This window comes from Larkinella bovis (assembly GCF_042655385.1).
GTDB lineage: Bacteria > Bacteroidota > Bacteroidia > Cytophagales > Spirosomataceae > Larkinella > Larkinella bovis.
Map to the genome: position 1 here is coordinate 282,458 of NZ_JBHSMA010000004.1, position 18,535 is coordinate 300,992.

An 18,535-nucleotide genomic window follows, 5' to 3' on the forward strand; every position below is an offset into this window, starting at 1 on the left:
TCCTGTCTTTTCTCTTGATATTCAATGAAAAAAAACCTCCTGACCGCACTTTTGGCGGTTTTAGCGCTACCTCTTTTTGCCCAGACGCCCAACACGCTTACTCCTCAGGAAAAAAAGGACGGCTGGAAATTACTCTTTAACGGCAAGGATGTTTCCGGCTGGCATACGTACGGCAAAACCGGCATTGGCTCGGCCTGGATCGTCGATAACGGGGCACTGAAACTGAATGTACCCGAACGCGCCGGAAACAAGGCCAAAAACGGGGGCGACCTGGCCACCGATCAGACGTTCACCGGTGATTTTGAGTTTAAAGCAGACTTCAAAGTCGAGCGGTTTACCAACAGCGGGATTTTCTTTTTTGTGACCGAAGCCCCGCAGCACAAGGAAATCTACCATACGGGGCTGGAACTGCAGGTGCTCGACAACGCCATTTATGAAGGTGCGCCGGAAAACACGCACCGGGCGGGTGACTTTTTCAGCGTGGCCAACGCGCGCATCCGCGAACCGAAACCCGTAGGCGAATGGAACCAGATTCATTTCAAGCTGAAGGGCAGGGTTCTATCGGTGTATATGAACGGTTATCTGATTCAGGAACACAACCTCGACAGCGACGACTGGAAAAAACGCATTGCCGCCAGCAACCTGAAAACCGCCCCGATCAGCAAAGGACAGTATGCCGGGCGCATCGGTTTGCAGGATTGGGGCAGCAGTGTCTGGTACCGAAACATCAAGATCCGGCCGTTATAAAACGTCAGCCTAAGGCTCCATTCGCTGATTTTGTCCGTTCCTCTCTTTTGTTATTTCTTTGCCCGTTCTTCGTTATATTTGTTTTACAAAACCTAAACAAATATGAATCGGCCGTATTTAGGCGAGTTTGAAGAACTAACGCTGCTGACTGTTGCCATGCTGAACGGGCAAGCCTACGGCGTAAGCATTCTTGAGGAAATTGAAAAGCAAACCGGCCGCATGGTCAGCCTGAGCGCGATTCATGCCACCTTGCAGCGGCTCGAAGAAAAAGGCTATCTGAGTTCGAAAATGGGCGGAGCTACCACCGAGCGCGGAGGTCGGCGGAAGCGGTTTTTCACCGTTACGCTGGGCGGAACCCGGGCGCTGGAAGAGATTCACAACACCCGGAATCACCTCTGGAATCTGATTCCGAAAACCAATCTGGCCTGATTGTTGGGCCGCTTTACGGCGGCAAACCCGCATCGCTTGTATTGCCATTCATGTATTCCTGTGGAAACGTCCGAACCATGATTCCACATTCTGTGTTCACAGTCAAAAATCCCGTTTTCATGGACTGTCAGTACCTCCCGCTAAACGCTACCGGCCAGTTTTCGTCTCTGTTTCTCGACTACCTTTCCCAACACGAAGCCCTTCAGTCCTATTACGACCGTTTTCCGACCCTGGAAGCGTTTAAAGAACAAATCAAAAACCGGGCGTTCGACGATAGCAAGCGCCAGACGCTGGTGGAGGTTCTGGAACGACAGTACCACCACATTCCCAATAAACCGGATTTTACGATTCTTCTGCAACCGAACACCTTTACCGTTACGACGGGCCACCAGCTCAATATTTTTACGGGGCCGCTTTACGTGCTCTACAAGTGGATCACAACGGTCAACCTGGCTAAAAAGCTGAACGAAACGTATCCGGACTACCGGTTTGTACCCATTTACTGGATGGCGTCCGAGGATCACGATTTTGCCGAAATCAATCATTTTACCCTCTTTGGCAAAAGCTACACCTGGGAAACGGAGCAGCGCGGGGCCGTCGGGCGCATGAACCCGCAGGAACTGAAAACCGTGTTCGATCAGATGCCGGAGAAACTGTTCCTGTTTGAAGACGCCTACCTGAAACAGACTACCCTTTCCGATGCCGTGCGCTGGTACGTCCATGAACTGCTGGGCCAGGAAGGGCTGATTTGCCTGGACCCCGACGATGCGGAACTGAAGCAACTTTTTGCGCCCGTTATCAAGGACGAACTGCTGAACCAGGCCACAGGCGACATCGTGACCCAAACCAGCGAGCAACTCGAAGCGCTTGGCTACCGCACCCAGATCACGCCCCGCGCCATCAATCTTTTTTACCTGGATGACCAGCTCCGGGAGCGAATCGTGCTGAAGAAAAAGGCCGATGGAACCGAATGGTACGAAGTACTGAATACCGAACGGCGGTTTTCGAAAGACGAACTGCTGACGCTGGCCGACGAGCATCCGGAGCATTTCAGTCCGAACGTCGTGCTGCGCCCGGTGTATCAGGAAGTGATTCTGCCCAACCTGACCTATATCGGTGGCCCCTCCGAAGTGCCGTACTGGCTGCAACTGAAGGGCGTTTTTGCGTATTTCCGGATTCCGTTCCCGCTGCTGATGCCCCGCAATTTTGCGTTGTATGTCAACCCGGCCAGCGCTAAAAAAATGGAAAAACTGGGCGTATCGCCCGAAGAACTGTTCTGGGACGACGTAAAACTGCGCCGGACCTACACGCAGCGGATCAGCGAAAACTCCCTCGATCTTTCGGAGCAGAAAACCTGTCTGCAACAGTGTTTTATGGAAATTCTGCATAAGTCCGTTAAAGTTGACAAGTCGCTGGAAGGGGCTGTGCTGGCCGAGCAAACCCGGTTGATGCACACCATCGATCACCTGGAAAAGCGCCTGAAACGCACCGAAGAGAAGAATTACGAAACGGTATTAAGCCAGCTAATGACCCTGAAAAACAAGTTATTTCCGAACGGCGGCATTCAGGAGCGGACCGAAAATTACCTCAATTTCCAGTTGAACGACCCGCAATTTGTCCGGAAGCTGCTGGCGGTTTTCGATCCGCTGGAATACCAGATGCTGATAGTGAAAGACTGACCGCATGACCAAAGCCGAACTGCGCGCCGAGTTTCGCCAGAAGCGCCGGATGCTACCGCAAGCCGAGTGGCAAACCCGTTGCGAAGCCATTACCGAGCGGTTTTTCGGGATCTTTTCGCCAAAGCCGGATTTCGTTCTCAGTACGTTTCTGCCCATCGAAAACCAGCAGGAAGTCGATACCTGGCTGATTGTCCGGCGGCTCTGGCGGGATTTTCCGGCGGTTCGGGTAGCCGCGCCCGTGACGGACCTGGTGGCCGGAACGTTGGAACATTACGCCATCGCCCCGGCGACCGCATTCACGAAAAGCCGTTACGGCATTCCCGAACCGCATTCGTTGTCCCGTATTCAGCCATCGTCGTTCGATCTGGTGCTGGTCCCGCTGCTGGCCTTCGACCAGACGGGCCAGCGCGTGGGCTACGGGGGCGGTTTCTACGACCGCTTTCTGGCGGAATGCCGTCCCGACTGCCTGAAGCTGGGCCTGTCGCTGTTCGATCCGGTCGACCGGATTGCCGATGTTTTTGAAGGCGACATTCCGTTGGATGGCTGTCTGACGCCCTCCCGGTCCTGGACGTTCTCCTGATCGCTTCTATTGCTTCTTTTCGTAGATTACCGGAATGAAACGTTATGCATTCGCGTGTTTTATGTGGCTGACTATTCAAACCGCTCTGGCGCAGAAAACCGGGGCCGCGCCCGAGGTCGCACTCAACGCCGTGATGGCGCGCCATTTTCCGGCCAGTCAGCCCGGCGGGGCATTGCTGGTAGTAAGGGATGGAAAAACCGTCTACAACCGGGGCGTTGGGCTGGCGAACCGGGAAACCCAAATGCCGATTACGCCCGAAACCAATTTCCGGATGGCATCGGTTTCCAAGCAGTTTACGGCCCTGTGTATTCTGCTGCTGGAAAAACAGAAAAAGCTGTCGTTCGACGATACCCTGCTCCGGTTTTTCCCGGACTTCAACCCGCACGTCGGCCAGAAAATCAAACTACGGCATTTGCTGACGCATACCTCGGGCCTGCTGGATTACGAGTCATTACTGGCTTCCGACCGAAAAGACCAGATTTTTGACGCCGAAGTGCTGGAGTTGCTAAAACCGCAGGACTCCACCTACTTTGAACCAGGCAGCCGGTTTCGCTACAGCAATTCGGCTTTCTGCCTGTTGACGCAGGTGGTGGAACGGGTTGCGAAACAACCGTATCTGGATTTCATCACCGAGCATATTTTCAAACCGCTGGGCATGAATCAGACGACATTGTACGAACCTGGTCGCACCATTCCGAACCGGGCGATGGGCTACGCGCGGAATCCCGACAATACCATCCGGTTTTCGGACCAGAGCGTAACGAGCGGTACCAAAGGCGACGGCTGCGTCTATACTTCCCTGACGGATTATAAAAAATGGAACGATGCCCTGACTACAAATCAACTCGTTAACCTGCCCCAGCAGCTCGAACGTGTCCAGGTTCCACTCAACGGACCCGCAAACGGTTTTTACGGTCTAGGCTGGTTTTTCACCCAAACAAAGACCGGTACGCAGGCGTTGTTTCATTCCGGCAGTACGTGCGGTTTCAGCAATTGCGTGGTCTGGATTCCGGCGCAGAAAACACTGGTTGTTCTGTTTTCTAACCTGGCCGATAACCACCGGCCTTTTGCGGACATTCTGAATGCCTTAAAACCGGCTATTGAACTTTCGGGCGACATCTGGGCGTTGCACAATCTGACGAATTGACTGGCTATTTCAAATAGCATCCCACTTGAAATAGTCCCGGGAATTCTTAATTTTACAACCCGATAACTGGCTTACTAATAGCTACCTTACTATGGCATTTACTGAAACCGAGAACAATCCACTCAGCAGCCTGGAACAATGGGAAGACGATCTGCTGATCCGCTACCCTGAACCAGAGCATAAAGCAAAAGAAGAATACCGTAATTACGATAATCCGGCCCGCGATACGGTGCGGGAGTTCTACCGGCTGAACCACACGTACCAGACGTATGATTTCGTGCAACAGAAGCGGGCGGAGTTTCTGAAATTTGACAAGAAGGAAATCCCGGTCTGGGGGGCCATGGAGTTTTTGAACACGCTGGTTGATGATTCGGACCCGGATATTGAACTCGATCAGTTGCAGCACCTGCTGCAAACCGCCGAAGCCATTCGCGCCGACGGCCACCCCGACTGGTTCGTACTGACCGGTTTTCTGCACGACATGGGCAAGGTGCTCTGTCTATTCGGGGAGCCGCAATGGGCCGTGGTGGGCGATACGTTCCCGGTGGGCTGTGCACATTCCGACCGCATTGTGTATCCGGAATTTTTCGAAAGCAACCCGGATTCAAAAGACGAACGGTATAATACCAAATACGGCGTTTACAAGCCCAACTGTGGCTTGCGGAATGTCACCATGTCGTGGGGCCACGACGAGTACCTGTACCACATTACGAAGGATCACCTGCCCGAACCGGCGCTGTACATGATCCGGTATCACTCGTTCTACGCGCAACACCGCGAAAACGCCTACGATCACCTCATGGATGATCATGACCGGGAGATGTTCAAGTGGGTCAATAAATTCAACCCGTACGATCTGTACTCGAAAAGCCCGGTTACGCCGGTCGTGTCGGAGTTGAAACCGTATTACGAAGACCTGATTGCGAAGTACTTGCCCGCAACGATTCGGCTGTAAAATCTTTTTAGCTATACAGAAAGCCGGTGTTACAACATCGGCTTTTTTGTTTATCAGGGCCATTACCACGTCATAAAAGCTCTTCACCTCTTTCCCTCTCAAGCTACTCCAGAAATCAAGTTCACCGATCAACCTCCTCTTATAACTCACTGAATTTCCGAAAACGTCAGTCATTCGGCTCCATACCGGCTGAGTTTAAGTTTCCGGTAATCGACTTTGACTGCCCGATCGCAGGCTAGCTAATTTTGTGTGATGGATTAACCGCGTAGCATACCGGTAAGAAGGATCACTTTTTAGTTTAGCAGTCCGAAGAGCAATCGTAACGGGCCCACTACAGTAACCGGGAGGAATGTGAGCGGATCAACAGGGTGTACCAGTTCATTATTGATAAGTATGCCCCCGCTTCTTTTCGACCCAAACCGGTTTTTTCACTATTAGCTTCGGAATATTCAATTTTTCGTTGATTTGAAAAGCTTTTTGTAGCTTTAAATTCCGTACTAGCCACCGATTTCAATGCTCCTTACCTTTATCGCGCTTTATCTCCTTTCCAATCTTGCCATCGGGGCCTGGGCGGCCCGAAAAGTTACCAGCAGTCAGGATTTTGTGCTGGCCGGTCGGCGGTTGCCGCTGGCACTGGCAGCTTCGGCCACGTTTGCGACCTGGTTTGGGTCGGAAACGATCATGGGCGCTCCGGCCACGTTTGTTGAGGGCGGTTTGCTGGCCATTATTGAAGAACCGTTTGGATCGGCGCTGTGTCTGTTTATGGTCGGTGCGTTCTACGCCCGACCCCTCTATCGCCTGGGCATCACCACCTTTTCGGATTACTTCAGCCTGCGGTTTGGCCGATCGGCCGAGTTCATTTCGGCGGTTCTGGTCATTCCTTCTTATTTTAGCTGGATTTCGGCCCAGTTCATTGCCATCGGGATTGTGCTCAATCTGGTAACTGGATTGCCAATTTTCTGGTGTGTTGCGTCCAGCGCGATCATTGTCATGATTTACACGATGATGGGCGGAATGTGGTCGCTATCGATCACCGACTTCCTCCACAACATTATCATTGTCATTGCCCTGATTATCATCGCAGTCATCCTTTATAATCAGACAGGAGGATTGACCACGATCATACAAAAAACAAAACCGGGTTTCTTCAATCCACTCCCCGCTCCCACCTTCAAAGATAGCGTGAGCTGGGTTGCCGCCTGGATCACCATCGGCCTGGGTTCCATTCCGCAGCAGGATGTGTTCCAGCGGGTGATGTCGGCGAAAGATGAACGAACCACCGTCCGGGCGTCGTATCTGGCGTCGTTTCTGTACATCACCATCGCCATGCTGCCGCTATTTATTGGTCTGGTAGGCAAGCAATTGCACCCGAATCTGGGCCAGGACAACCAGATGCTGATTCCGAATATGGTGCTGCAACAAGGCAGTATGCCGCTCCAGATTCTGTTTTTCGGCGCCCTGCTATCGGCCATTTTAAGCGTGTCGAGCGGAGCCATTCTGGCCCCGGCCACGGTTTTTGGGGAGAACATTTACCGGTTTTTCCGGCCCGATAGCAGCGATAAAACCCTATTACTGATTATCCGGCTCGCCGTGGCTGCCATCACCGTCATCTGCGTGGGGATGACGGCCACCCGCGATGTCAACATTTTTGAGCTGGTTGGCGAGTCGTCGGCTTTTAGCCTGGTCTCCTTATTTGTGCCACTGACGGCCGGTTTATACTGGAAACCGGCCAATACGCTGGGCTGTATTCTGGCGATGCTGATCGGCATTACGGTTTGGTTCACCTGTCTGGCCATCGAAACCGACTATCCGGCCCTGGTGTACGGATTACTGGCCAGTGCCGCCGGTATGGTGATCGGTTCGCTTCTTGCCGTCAAAACCCCTTCAACCCCGTAACCGGTTTTAGAAAAAAGTCTGGTCGATCTTCCCGATGTAACCGGGGCTATTTTGCGATAACAGCAAATCCTGAATGTTCCGCCCCACGTTCGGGTATAGGTTCAGGGCGTCGAGCTGGCTCACCGGTTTCCAGGCAATGGCCCGCGCCGTCGTTTCGGCCGGATTGAGCTGCGGAATGCCACCAATCAGCTGACCGGCAAAAACCACATGCAGCACGTCCGGCTTGTCGGTTTCCGGAGCTATTACCTCCCCGAAAAACGCAACCGGGCCGATTTCGACCTCCACCCCTAACTCCTCCTGCAATTCCCGGACAAGGGTATGTTCCAGCGTTTCACCCTTGTCGGGATTGCCGCCGGGCAGGCAATAGACATCCGCATCACCGTACCGGTAATGCAGCAATAACACATGATTATTCTCGATCAGAAGCACCGCAGGGCGTACTTTCATAGTGGGGAAAGAAATTGTTGGATTGAACAGTAAAGTACGGCAAAACCGGTACTTTTAACACTATACTTTTAAACCTGTGTATGAAAACGATTCTAACGCTCCTCAGTATTTTTTGTTTGTCAACGGGTATTGCCAGCGCAAAAGATGCTATTCTGGTGTTTTCAAAAACCAAAGGGTTCCGGCATAAATCCATTGAAGTGGGCAAGGCGAGTCTCTGGAAACTGGGCCAGGAAAACGGCTTCAGCGTCGATACAACCGAAAATGCCGATCTGTTTACGCCCAACAACCTGAAAAAATACAAAGCCGTGGTGTTCCTGAGCACGACCGGCGACATTCTGAATGCCGAACAGCAGGCGGCTTTTGAGCAATACATTAAAAAAGGGGGCGGTTTTGTCGGTATTCATGCGGCTGCCGATACCGAATACGAATGGCCGTGGTATAACCAACTGGTGGGTGCTTACTTCCTGAGCCACCCGAAGCAGCAGAACGCCGAAATCGAAATCGTGGACAAGAAACATCTTTCGACCAAAATGCTGCCCGACCGCTGGAAACGCTACGATGAGTGGTATAACTACAAAAGCATTGTAGACGGCATCAAGGTGCTGGGGAAACTGGATGAGAAAACCTACGAAGGCGGTAAAAACGGCGATAACCACCCCTTCATCTGGTACCGCGAGTTCGATGGCGGCCGGTCGTTCTACACGGGTGGCGGCCATACCGACGAATCCTACAGCGACCCGCAGTTCATGGCGCACGTGCTGGGGGGGATTAAGTACGCCATGGGGAAAAAGAAATGATTATTACACAGAGTTGATCAGGGTTTATCAGAGTTAACCGGAGAAAAACCCTGATCAACTCTGTGTAACAACTTAAGCGATCTTGATCTTCCGCCCGGTTTCGGCGGCCTGGTAGGTAGCGGTGATGATTTTCATATCCTGCATCCCCTCCTCGCCCGTGATGTGTTTCGGCAGTTGTTTGCCGTCGATCAGGTCCTTACAAATCCCGTCCATGTGCATCGCCTGGTGATTGACCACCGGTTTTTCGATCGGTCCTTTGCTGGTCATGCCTTTCAGCGGCCCGTAGCCAAACGCCGGACGCAGTTCAAACCAGCCATTTTCGGCCGACGCGTACAACCGCTCCACGCCAGCCGCGTAGCTCGTCGTTGAGGTTGACGTGATGCCACCCGGAAATTCGAACTGCCAGTACATCCCTTCTTCCACGTCTTTGAATTTCTCCGGGTTCGTTTTGGGGGCAAACTGCGCCGTCACGGAAATGGGTTCCAGACCCGTCACCAGCCGCACACCCTGAATGGCGTAGATGCCCACGTCCATCATCGGTCCCCCGCCCGCCAGCGCTTTTTTGAGTCGCCACTGGTTCGGATCACCGGCTTTAAAACCGTCGCTCGCTTCCAGAAACTTCAGGTTGCCGAACACTTTTTCCCGGCCCAACCGCATCATTTCCTGCGTGAAGGGTTCGTAATGGAGCCGGTAGCCGATGGCCAGCTGGCGGTTAGCCTTTTTACAGGCGTCGATCATATCCTGACATTCTTTCACCGTAATCGCCATCGGTTTTTCGCAGATCACGTGTTTTCCGGCTTTGGCCGCCCGAATCACATACTCGGCATGCATCGAATTCGGCAAAACCACGTACACGATATCAATGTCTTTGTTATCAATGATGCGGTCAAACGTTTTGTAATCGTAGACGTTCGCTTTGGGAATGTTATATTTTCCCATCCATTCCTCGGCTTTGGAAGGTGTTCCGGTGACGATACCCGCCAGCCGGACGTGTTGGGTCTGCTGCAAGGCCGGAGCCAGCTGATTCTTTGCATAACCACCCAGCCCGACCAGCGCCATGCCTAGCTTACGGCCCTGCTGCAACGGTTCGCCAAGGTGCGAAACAAGGGTATTGATCCGGGCAAACTGGTCCTGCTGATTCAGCGTACCGGCATAACCGGCCAGTGGTAAAGAAAGCGCCGATGCGCCGATACCCTTCGAAAGTTTTTGTAGAAAATCGCGACGGTTGGAATTCATCATAGAGAAGATAGAAGTGAAACAAGAGCGTAGTGATAAAAAAAGTCATAAACCGTACATCTCTACTCTCCTGGCTACTTTCTCATGTCTTCGTACATCATTCGGCCCGGACCGTGATTTGAATGTTGGTGTTGCGGCCTTTGTCGTCGGCGCACGAAATTTTCAGTGCGCCGGGTTGCGGACTAAAGAAAACGCCTTCCGTCGGAGCCGCTTTTCGGTACAATTTATCGTTCAGGTACCAGTACACCTCTTTCACTTCGTTGTCGGCCTGGCAACTCAGCTGCAATTGCTGCGGCTGGTTCGGATTGATAAAATACTCGCTGCCGTCGTTCGGGCTCATAATCTGCGGCCCCTGCCGGGCAAAAACGCGGGTGCAGGCCGGATTGTGGGGCGGTATTTTGGCGTACGGAATCCGCCGACTTTCGTAAAAGGCAATCAGTTCGGGAGCCAGATTGGGATACAATTTTTGAACCGCATCATCGGTTCCGGCCGTTTCGGGCAGGCAATGGGCGCAATACGAAACCGTACCGATGGCGTTCGTCCAGACGGTTTTCCGATGCTGACACCGGTGGTACGGCGAAACGCCCATGATGGCGTAATCGACAATTTTGTGTTCGCAGAATTCACCCGGGACGTCCCCGGTTTCGGCGCAAACCTGGCGCATCGACAAACTCTTCGGCATCCGAAACCAGCCGCTGGACGAGTTGTAATCGATCGCGTTGAAAATACTGAATAACAAGGGCGTGGCAATATTCGCTCCGCTCAGTTCGGGAACTCCCTCGCCCGAAAAATTGCCGACCCACACACCCACCGTATACCGTTTGTTGTAGCCAATGCTCCAGGCATCCCGCCGACCGTAGGACGTGCCGGTTTTCCAGGCGATGCGCGGCAGGTGGTAGCTATTATCGAAATTATTAGGCAAATCCGGGCGCGTAATCTGCGTCAGTGTGTTCGTAATCAGAAAAGCTGCGTCCGGCGAAATCAGGCGGTTTTTTCGGGACGTTCCTTCTGCTTCGTTCGGAAGGATGTAGCTGAGATTTCGGGCCTCCCCGCCGTTGGCGAAAGCCGCAAAAAGACGAGTGAGTTCCTCCAGCGTGACCCCGCATCCGCCCAGAATAACCGATAAACCCAGACTTTTCGACTGTTTTTTGATGGTTTCAAATCCGGCTTTTTTCAGGAGATCGACAAATTTGGGCGTGCCAAGCTGCTGAAGGGTTTTTACCGCCGGAACGTTCAGCGAATTGGCCAGCGCCGATTCGACCGTGATAGGCCCGTAAAACTGCCGGTCGTAATTCTCGGGTTCGTAGCCGGAAAAGCTCGTTGGTACATCGTTCACTACGGTTTTGGGCGTCATCAACCCCTGGTCGAACGCCAGCGCGTAGAGCAGCGGTTTCAGCGTACTCCCCGGCGACCGCACCGCCCGGACGCCATCCACCTGCCCACCGTCGTAGCGGTTCCGGAAACCCGCCGAACCAACGTAGGCTTCCACCGCCATCGTCTGGTTATTGACCACCAGCACAGCCGCATTGTGAATGTTCATCGCCCGCACCCGCCCGACGTAATGGGCCACCAGTTGTTCCGTCTGCGCCTGCCGGTTGGGCAGCAACCGGGTATGAATAACCGGTTGGTCGGGATGGCTTTTCTTCAACCGCAGCGCCAGGTGGGGCGCCCGACTCGGCAAGGCCCGGCGGTAGGCATTCAGCGGTTCCGCCAGCGCGTCGACAATGGTTTCGTCGGGAAATAATCCGGTTTTTCGAAAGCGGTTTAGCCAGCGGTTTCGCTCCTGCACGATGCGTGTATTGTTTATGCCCAACCGCAGACTCGACGGACGGTTCGGAATGATGGTCAGCGTAGTCACTTCGGCCAGGCTCAGCAATTGGGGCGGTTTTCCCAAATACAGCATCGAGGCCGATTTAATGCCTTCAATGTTCCCGCCATACGGAACCAGGTTTACATAGAGTTGCAGAATTTCGTCTTTGGAATAAAAAATCTCCAGCTGAATGGCGCGAAACAATTCAATGATTTTGCTGCCATACGTCCGTTCGCGCGGTTCCAGCAACCGGACCACCTGCATGGTGATGGTCGACGCGCCGGATGTCCGGCGGCCCGTGGTCAGGTTCCGAAAAACCGCCCGAGCCATGGCGACCGGGTTGAAACCGGGGTGGTAATAAAAGTACCGGTCTTCTTTCTGGAGAATGGTTTGCCGGAGAACCGGCGTAATTTCAGCCAGTTCGGTCGCCAGCCGCCACTTGTCGTCGTCGCTCAGAAAAGCGTGGAGAACCGTGCCATCGGCCGCCGTGATTACCGTCGAATACCGGGGGCGAACTTTCAGCGGAAACGCCAGAGTCAGTCCCAGAAACAGCACAAGGACGCCCAGCACCGGCTTAACCCAGCGCTGTTTCCAGAGTTTTTTGGTGATGTGACGTAATTTTTCCAATATGCACTCCTTAAACGGTCCGTTTATCAGATCGCCATTTAGCAAGCAATAGGACGTATTTCCCGCTTTTTAACTCCTTTTGTCAATGAAAATCCAGTTTTTTGGGGCCGCCCGCACCGTTACCGGCAGCAAACATTTGATTACAACCCAACGCGGAACCCGTATTCTGCTCGATTGCGGTCTGTTTCAGGGCATCAACACCGACGATCTCAATCAGTCTTTCCGGTTTAAAGCCGCCGAGGTCGATTATCTCCTTCTCTCCCACGCCCATATCGACCATAGCGGATTGATTCCGCGACTGGTCCGCAAGGGGTTCAGCGGACCGATTTACTGCACGCCAGCCACCGCCGACCTCTGCCAGCTTATGTTACTGGACAGCGCCCACATTCAGGAAAAAGACCTGGAACGGGTCAACGAGCGCCGGAAACGACAGGGCCGTCCGTTGCTTGACCTCCTCTACGAAACCGCCGATGTGGAGCGCGCCCTGGCGCTGATCAAAACCGTCGACTACGGGCAAACCTTCTGGCTCAGCCGCGACGAAGTCAGCGTGGTGTTCACGGATACCGCGCATTTACTCGGCAGTGCCGCCATCAGCCTGACCGTTCGTGAACCCGGCCCTCAGGGCGAACCCACCGAGAAGCGGCTGTTTTTCAGTGGCGACATTGGCCGTCCGCACGACAAGATACTTAAAATGCCGGAGCCATTCCCGCAGGCGGATTACATTCTTTGCGAATCCACCTACGGCGATAAACGGCACGAACCGGAACCCGACATGCAGGCGCATTTGCTCCGGATTGTACACGATACCTGCGTGGTACGCGGAGGAAAACTGATCATCCCGGCGTTTGCTGTCGACCGGACGCAGGAACTGGTGTATGCGCTGGATCAGCTCGCCAATCGCGGTGATTTACCCCGTTTGAACGTGTACATCGACAGTCCGATGGCGGTAAAAGCGACGCACCTGATGAAAGAACATGAGGAATGTTTCAACCCGGAAATCCGGGCCTACATCGAAAAAGATGGTGATGCGTTTGCGTTCCCGAACCTGCATTACATTTCGGACGTCGAAGATTCGAAAGCGATCAACACCCGCGACGAGCCCTGCATCATTATTTCGGCCTCGGGCATGGCCGAAGCCGGGCGGATTAAGCACCACATCAAAAACAATGTGGAAGATTCGCGCTGTACGATTCTGATTGTAGGCTATTGTGGTCCCGAAACCCTGGGGGGCGCGTTGAAACGGGGCGATGCACAGGTAAAGATTTTTGGAGAAACGTTTCAGGTCAATGCCGATGTGGAGGTGATGGATTCATTCAGCGCCCACGGTGATTACCAGGAGATGCTCGATTTTCTGTCCTGCCAGAATCCGGCCCAGGTGAAACGGGTTTTTCTGGTGCACGGCGAATACGACCGGCAGGTGGTTTTCCGGCAGAAACTCCAGAGCGCCGGTTTTGAAAATGTGTATATTCCGTCCCTGTACGAGTCGGTGGAAGTGTAACCGGTTTTGAAAAATAATAAAAACCGGCTCAGCCCATAAAAATTTATGCCAGGGGGACTTGCAAATAAAATGAAAAAGCTTCATCTTTGCAGTCCCAATTCATGGGTACCAATGATGCCGAAGTGGTGAAACTGGTAGACACGCACGTTTCAGGGGCGTGTGAACGTGAGTTCATGCGAGTTCGAGTCTCGCCTTCGGCACAGCATTAAACCCGTAGCTAGCTATAAATCAGCAAGTTACGGGTTTTTTGTTTTGGTCGGGGGACGTTTTGGGGGACGGAATTCAAAATATTCTTGTGATAGATATGAACGGGTTCAAAAAAAATGAAATAGAAAAGTGGTTGTTAGGCCATGAAAACTCTTTTGGATACTACAAATGGCTTGAAAAAACAGGGCAATTTGAAGAGCGGGATGAAGTCAACCTTAATGCTTTAGAAAAATTAAAACTTCCAGCGCAGGTATTGTTAAAATATAAAGAAAAAATAGAATCAGAATTTGGCATTACAATAAATATAGTTGACTTCTGGAATAAGTATTATGCGGATCTAAATATAACAGACCCAGAAACCAAAGAAAAATTTAAAGAAGAAAGTATTATAAAGCAAATTATTAAATATGCAACAGAGGAAAAAGAAAAGTTTGAAAAAGCTGCAAATAGCATAAGGCCCGAAAAAGAGAAATCAGAACAGATCGAAATTGCAACTTATGAAAGATATTTTAGTAAGAAAGAATATTATGATTTCACAATAAATGCATTAAAACAATTTTCAATTATTAATGAACAGGGGGAGTACATGCTACAAAATCGAAAAGAAGGTATTGTGTCAGGCTTTATCGATGCACTCATAATGAATGACATTTTCCCTAAACAATCTGATAAATCAGCTCATGAAACATTTTGCAAAATACTCCGAATTGAATACAAGCGCTTTAAAAGGGAGAGCAAACAATATGATGAAATGAAAAAAAAAGTTGATAAATATTGCAAGGACTACAAAAAACACCTTCAAACACAGACTGATTGAAATTGTCCTGAAATTGTCTTAATCTGTCCTGAATTGTCCTGAAAGATAGAATTCCTTTGCAGTGTCAATAATTTAAAAAAATGAACACTGTAAGAACACTCCAAATTGAGCAAATTGACGCTCAAACGATTTTAGATAGGTTTTCTTCACTAGAAGGGGCTTTAAATGAGATTAAAGCCCACATTTCTCCGCAACAACCTAATGCTTTTCTAACTAGGCAAGAAGTAGCAGACATCTTCAAAGTTACAAAAGTAACTATCTGGGACTGGACCAAAAAAGGTTTAATAAAGTCTTATAGAATAGGAAATAAAGTAAGATACAAGGAGTCGGAGGTTATTTCAGCAGCAGCGCTTATTAAAAATAAATCCACAATCTAGATTTTGGGTCCCATATTGGATTGTAGCTTATTTAAGTCCGAAAGCTACGCCATGTCCGGACTAAAAATTTTTTGGCATTAATAACAAGTGGAAAAAAGTGTAAAAACATAAACAAAAATGATTGATACAATAGAAATAGTTCAAGATTTTGACTCGGTTAAAGAGTTGGAAGCTTGTATTCAAATTTTAGAGAAAAAGTATATTATTGATAAAAGTACAACTGTCAGTAATGATAACCTAAAACCAATAAAAACTTTCTACACATGTTGGGACAAAGGCTTTAAAATATGGATAATACAAAATAAAATATACTTACAAGGCAGTCTTACAAAATTATATTTTGGTAATAATTATCAAACATTAAATAGCAGGCAATTAATCAAAGCTTATGAAAAATTGAAAGCTAGGTACTTTTTTATTAATTGGAATAAGGCAATCCATAAAAGGATTGATTTAGGGGTAAGCTTTAGACTTTCTACACCTCCTTCGTTTACAATTAGAAAAATTATTGGAGGAAAAAGAATGAAGAAGACTGTATATAAGAGCAATGGTGAAAGTGTAATTATTGGAAATAACTCGAATCAGATAATTTTTTATGATCAAACAGAAAGTTGTAATAAAGAACTATCAAAGAATTCAAATATAAAAACGATACCAGACAATTTATTAAGAATAGAGTATAAAATGTTAAAATTGCATACAATTGAAAGGCATTTTGGAAGTAAAAATATTACTATTGATTATATCTTGACGAATATGCATTTTTTACCTAAAATTTGGTATTCAATGTACTGTAATGCTGAAAAGGATTATTCAACAAATATTGGTTTGTTTAGTAATAAAAAAGAAATGGAAATAAAAGCCATTATTCATTATGGGATTGAATCATTAAAAAATGAGCTCGTGGATAGCTACAAATCTAAAAGATTAACAAGAAGTACAAAGCAAAATATACAGAATTATTTAGGAGATATATTAAGTTATCAATCCGAATACACAAAATCCTTAAATAGTATGAAAATATTAGATAATAGAGCAGAAAGATTTGCAAACTGCAACAGTTTCATTAGAGCTAATATTTCCGTCTAGTCTTTTAACATAAGGAAAAATTAAATAAGAAAAGTATGGCTTACACAACAGTCACTTCGCTTCCTCTTAAACTAAGCTACCTTAATAGAAATGGGTTTTTGAAGAAAGGAAATAAGATTACAGGGAAATTAGTTTGGAAAAACCAATTCGGTGAAGTACTCGCCGAAGCAAAAATAGAAACATATAATTCAACTAATGAAAAAGGGTATATCAAACTGACTTACGATTTGAGGGATGGGCAGAGTGGTATTTATATGAGTTTTGATCAAGTGATATTTCTAGAATCACGAATTAGCAATTTAGGTAAAGGAAATGTATTGTATTTTATATGCCCAACAACTGCCACATGTTGCAGAGTATTATATAGAGTGGACGAAAACCATATTTGGCAAGGAAAAAATGCTTACGATACACAGATTTACTATCCATTACAAATATCCTCCAAATCCCAATACCAGAATGAAAAATATTGGAATATGAAAGACTCATTAGTAGAAATTATAAGAGAAAAATTCACCCATTATTACAAAGGAATACAAACAAGAAGAGCTAAAAGATTTTACAAAAGACTAGATAAAATATTGAAAATTGAAGAAACGATGTTAAAGCCTTAAAAATTCATTAACGTATTTTAAAAGTAAATTACCACTAAGTATATTTCACAAATATCATTATTAGATAATATCGAGAAAAATAAAGTCAACCCCAAAAAAAATTATCAGAAATGGTCGTATTCTTTAAAGATTTAGATTCACTAATTTACCAAGGATTATAGGTGCGTGTCCTTTAAATTATCACCTACCCCCCATCTATATTGTTGAAGAATAAAAATAAGTCCTGAGCCTATTACGCGAAATTTCTGACAAAAAGTAAGTGGAATTAATAAAAGTATTTTAAATGATGAAGGTTAATTTGGTTTAGTATCATCAAAATCAAATTTTATATCTAGTTTTAAAAGATAGGCTTCTATTTCCTCTCCTCCTTTTCCGCTAAATTTTGTTAACACAAAATTTTCAGATTCTGTATTGCTGCTTACCTTACTCCCCTTAATTATATAATTTGTAGATTTATCTAACCTATGAGGAGATCTATAAACATACGCTTTTTCAGACGCAACTGTAAAATAGCGCGTTACAAATTTATTATATGTCAAAGTTTCAGACTTTTCCTCAGTGTCTTTTTTCTCTACTTGCGGTTCTGGATTTTTATACCCTGCATCACTATATGGGTCGTACAATGCCCACATAATAGTTTCAGTACCCCTTGAAATTAAAGTTTCTTTAACTAATCCAATGTTATAACGATAATAATAAGCGCTTATAACAATACGGCCTTCCTTTTGTTTTTCATAAGCATGTTCAGATTGTATTACTAAGTATTTTACCTCACTACCAGCTTCTTGTATTGTCTTAAAGAAGGCTGTACATTTATTTCCATCCTCTTTTGATATCCATGTAATTTTTTCCCCAAATTTCGGAATTGTAAATAAGATAGATGGTGGATTAAATATTTCTTCACGCCTATCTGCTATTGAGCTATTTCTTATTGTTCTTGTAATTACAACTTTGTTATTAGAAACTTGTAGGTATCTGGTTATAATACTAATTGGTTTGTTTTGAAAGCTATTAATTTCTTTAATTATATAACCACCGTTCATATCATATCTAAATTCTCTTCTTCTCATCATGTCATACACCATCTTACCAGTTTTAGGAGAAACCATATAATAGAAGAAGTTCTTTAACTGACCAGCAGGTAAAATCCAATTTATTGTTTCATTTTGTGCATACATTAGGTGGCTAATAAAGGATAATGTTATCAGGAATAAATACTTTTTCATATTGTAAAGTGTTTTTTGCCACAATTTACAAAGTTATTAATACTTGTCAACGAATCCGATGACATCTTTTAGTAATCGGTCACTCAACTTGCTAGCGCTAGCAAGTTGTCATGGACAAAAAGCAATTTTTAACAGAATTAGGGAATAGGATAGTTCAATTAAGGCTGGATCGGGGATGGAGTCAGGCGGATTTAGCGCGCGCTTGTTTCAAAGATAGACAAAGTATCGAGCGTTTGGAGAATGGAAAAATTAACCCATCAATTTATTATTTGAAAGAAATTGCAGACGCTTTGGAAGTACCACCTAATAAACTATTAGAATTTTAAAAGCAAATAAGACCAATGAATGAGTGTACAA

At 47.8% G+C, this 18,535-nt stretch carries 18 protein-coding genes and 1 tRNA gene; 15 read left to right on the forward strand and 4 right to left on the reverse strand.

Annotation, left to right across the window (positions count from 1 at the left end; all coding sequences use genetic code 11):
- Positions 1–24 precede the first annotated feature (24 nt).
- From ACFPMF_RS15115 to ACFPMF_RS15145, 7 genes are all read left to right on the forward strand, one after another.
- Positions 25–747, forward strand: coding sequence for a 3-keto-disaccharide hydrolase (locus ACFPMF_RS15115; protein ID WP_379846481.1), 723 nt, complete (start codon positions 25–27; stop codon positions 745–747).
- 102 nt (positions 748–849) lie between these two features.
- On the forward strand, positions 850–1,176 hold the full coding sequence (locus ACFPMF_RS15120; RefSeq protein ID WP_379846484.1) for a PadR family transcriptional regulator: 327 nt from the start codon (positions 850–852) through the stop codon (positions 1,174–1,176).
- 119 nt (positions 1,177–1,295) lie between these two features.
- Positions 1,296–2,855, forward strand: coding sequence for a bacillithiol biosynthesis cysteine-adding enzyme BshC (gene bshC, locus ACFPMF_RS15125; RefSeq protein WP_379846488.1), 1,560 nt, complete (start codon positions 1,296–1,298; stop codon positions 2,853–2,855).
- Between the two features lie 4 nt (positions 2,856–2,859).
- Positions 2,860–3,435, forward strand: coding sequence for a 5-formyltetrahydrofolate cyclo-ligase (locus ACFPMF_RS15130; RefSeq protein WP_379846491.1), 576 nt, complete (start codon positions 2,860–2,862; stop codon positions 3,433–3,435).
- 34 nt (positions 3,436–3,469) lie between these two features.
- Complete coding sequence (locus ACFPMF_RS15135) at positions 3,470–4,582, forward strand: serine hydrolase domain-containing protein (RefSeq protein WP_379846494.1); 1,113 nt, start codon at positions 3,470–3,472, stop codon at positions 4,580–4,582.
- 91 nt (positions 4,583–4,673) lie between these two features.
- Positions 4,674–5,537: an inositol oxygenase family protein gene (locus tag ACFPMF_RS15140; protein WP_379846497.1), complete on the forward strand. Its 864-nt coding sequence runs from the start codon at positions 4,674–4,676 to the stop codon at positions 5,535–5,537.
- A 513-nt stretch (positions 5,538–6,050) separates the two neighbouring features.
- Complete coding sequence (locus ACFPMF_RS15145; RefSeq protein WP_379846500.1) at positions 6,051–7,433, forward strand: high affinity choline transporter 1; 1,383 nt, start codon at positions 6,051–6,053, stop codon at positions 7,431–7,433.
- Between the two features lie 6 nt (positions 7,434–7,439).
- Here ACFPMF_RS15145 and ACFPMF_RS15150 read toward each other — a convergent pair whose 3' ends face one another.
- Positions 7,440–7,880 carry an NUDIX domain-containing protein gene (locus ACFPMF_RS15150; RefSeq protein WP_379846503.1) on the reverse strand — a complete coding sequence of 147 codons (441 nt, stop codon included), beginning with the start codon at positions 7,878–7,880 and terminating at the stop codon, positions 7,440–7,442.
- A gap of 80 nt (positions 7,881–7,960) precedes the next feature.
- On the opposite strand from ACFPMF_RS15150, the gene ACFPMF_RS15155 reads away from it, so the two are divergent.
- Positions 7,961–8,677, forward strand: coding sequence for a ThuA domain-containing protein (locus tag ACFPMF_RS15155; RefSeq protein ID WP_379846506.1), 717 nt, complete (start codon positions 7,961–7,963; stop codon positions 8,675–8,677).
- Positions 8,678–8,749: 72 nt separating this feature from the next.
- On the opposite strand, the gene ACFPMF_RS15160 is transcribed toward ACFPMF_RS15155, so the two are convergent.
- The gene (locus tag ACFPMF_RS15160; RefSeq protein ID WP_379846508.1) at positions 8,750–9,916 is read right to left on the reverse strand and encodes a Gfo/Idh/MocA family protein; all 1,167 of its coding nucleotides are present in this window, start codon (positions 9,914–9,916) and stop codon (positions 8,750–8,752) included.
- A 94-nt stretch (positions 9,917–10,010) separates the two neighbouring features.
- Positions 10,011–12,350 (reverse strand): penicillin-binding protein 1C, encoded by a 2,340-nt coding sequence (pbpC, locus tag ACFPMF_RS15165; RefSeq protein WP_379846511.1) that lies wholly within the window; start codon positions 12,348–12,350, stop codon positions 10,011–10,013.
- An 85-nt stretch (positions 12,351–12,435) separates the two neighbouring features.
- On the opposite strand from pbpC, the gene ACFPMF_RS15170 reads away from it, so the two are divergent.
- The 6 genes from ACFPMF_RS15170 to ACFPMF_RS15195 all read left to right on the forward strand — a co-directional run bounded on the left by ACFPMF_RS15170 (position 12,436) and on the right by ACFPMF_RS15195 (position 16,952).
- Positions 12,436–13,848 (forward strand): MBL fold metallo-hydrolase RNA specificity domain-containing protein, encoded by a 1,413-nt coding sequence (locus tag ACFPMF_RS15170; RefSeq protein WP_379846514.1) that lies wholly within the window; start codon positions 12,436–12,438, stop codon positions 13,846–13,848.
- A 116-nt stretch (positions 13,849–13,964) separates the two neighbouring features.
- Positions 13,965–14,048: transfer RNA gene (locus tag ACFPMF_RS15175), tRNA-OTHER, on the forward strand.
- A 104-nt stretch (positions 14,049–14,152) separates the two neighbouring features.
- On the forward strand, positions 14,153–14,872 hold the full coding sequence (locus ACFPMF_RS15180) for a hypothetical protein (RefSeq protein ID WP_379846517.1): 720 nt from the start codon (positions 14,153–14,155) through the stop codon (positions 14,870–14,872).
- An 80-nt stretch (positions 14,873–14,952) separates the two neighbouring features.
- Entirely contained in the window at positions 14,953–15,249 is a 297-nt protein-coding gene (locus tag ACFPMF_RS15185) for a helix-turn-helix domain-containing protein (protein ID WP_379846520.1), read from the forward strand.
- 117 nt (positions 15,250–15,366) lie between these two features.
- Positions 15,367–16,338 carry a phage/plasmid replication domain-containing protein gene (locus tag ACFPMF_RS15190; protein WP_379846523.1) on the forward strand — a complete coding sequence of 324 codons (972 nt, stop codon included), beginning with the start codon at positions 15,367–15,369 and terminating at the stop codon, positions 16,336–16,338.
- A gap of 35 nt (positions 16,339–16,373) precedes the next feature.
- A complete protein-coding gene (locus ACFPMF_RS15195) occupies positions 16,374–16,952 on the forward strand; it encodes a hypothetical protein (RefSeq protein ID WP_379846526.1) in 579 nt (192 codons plus the stop codon).
- A gap of 293 nt (positions 16,953–17,245) precedes the next feature.
- Here the strand turns inward: ACFPMF_RS15195 and ACFPMF_RS15200 are convergent, their stop codons facing one another.
- A complete protein-coding gene (locus ACFPMF_RS15200; RefSeq protein ID WP_379846529.1) occupies positions 17,246–18,178 on the reverse strand; it encodes a hypothetical protein in 933 nt (310 codons plus the stop codon).
- A 110-nt stretch (positions 18,179–18,288) separates the two neighbouring features.
- Here ACFPMF_RS15200 and ACFPMF_RS15205 point away from each other — a divergent pair, with 110 nt between their 5' ends.
- The gene (locus ACFPMF_RS15205; RefSeq protein ID WP_379846532.1) at positions 18,289–18,504 is read left to right on the forward strand and encodes a helix-turn-helix domain-containing protein; all 216 of its coding nucleotides are present in this window, start codon (positions 18,289–18,291) and stop codon (positions 18,502–18,504) included.
- Positions 18,505–18,535: the final 31 nt, after the last annotated feature.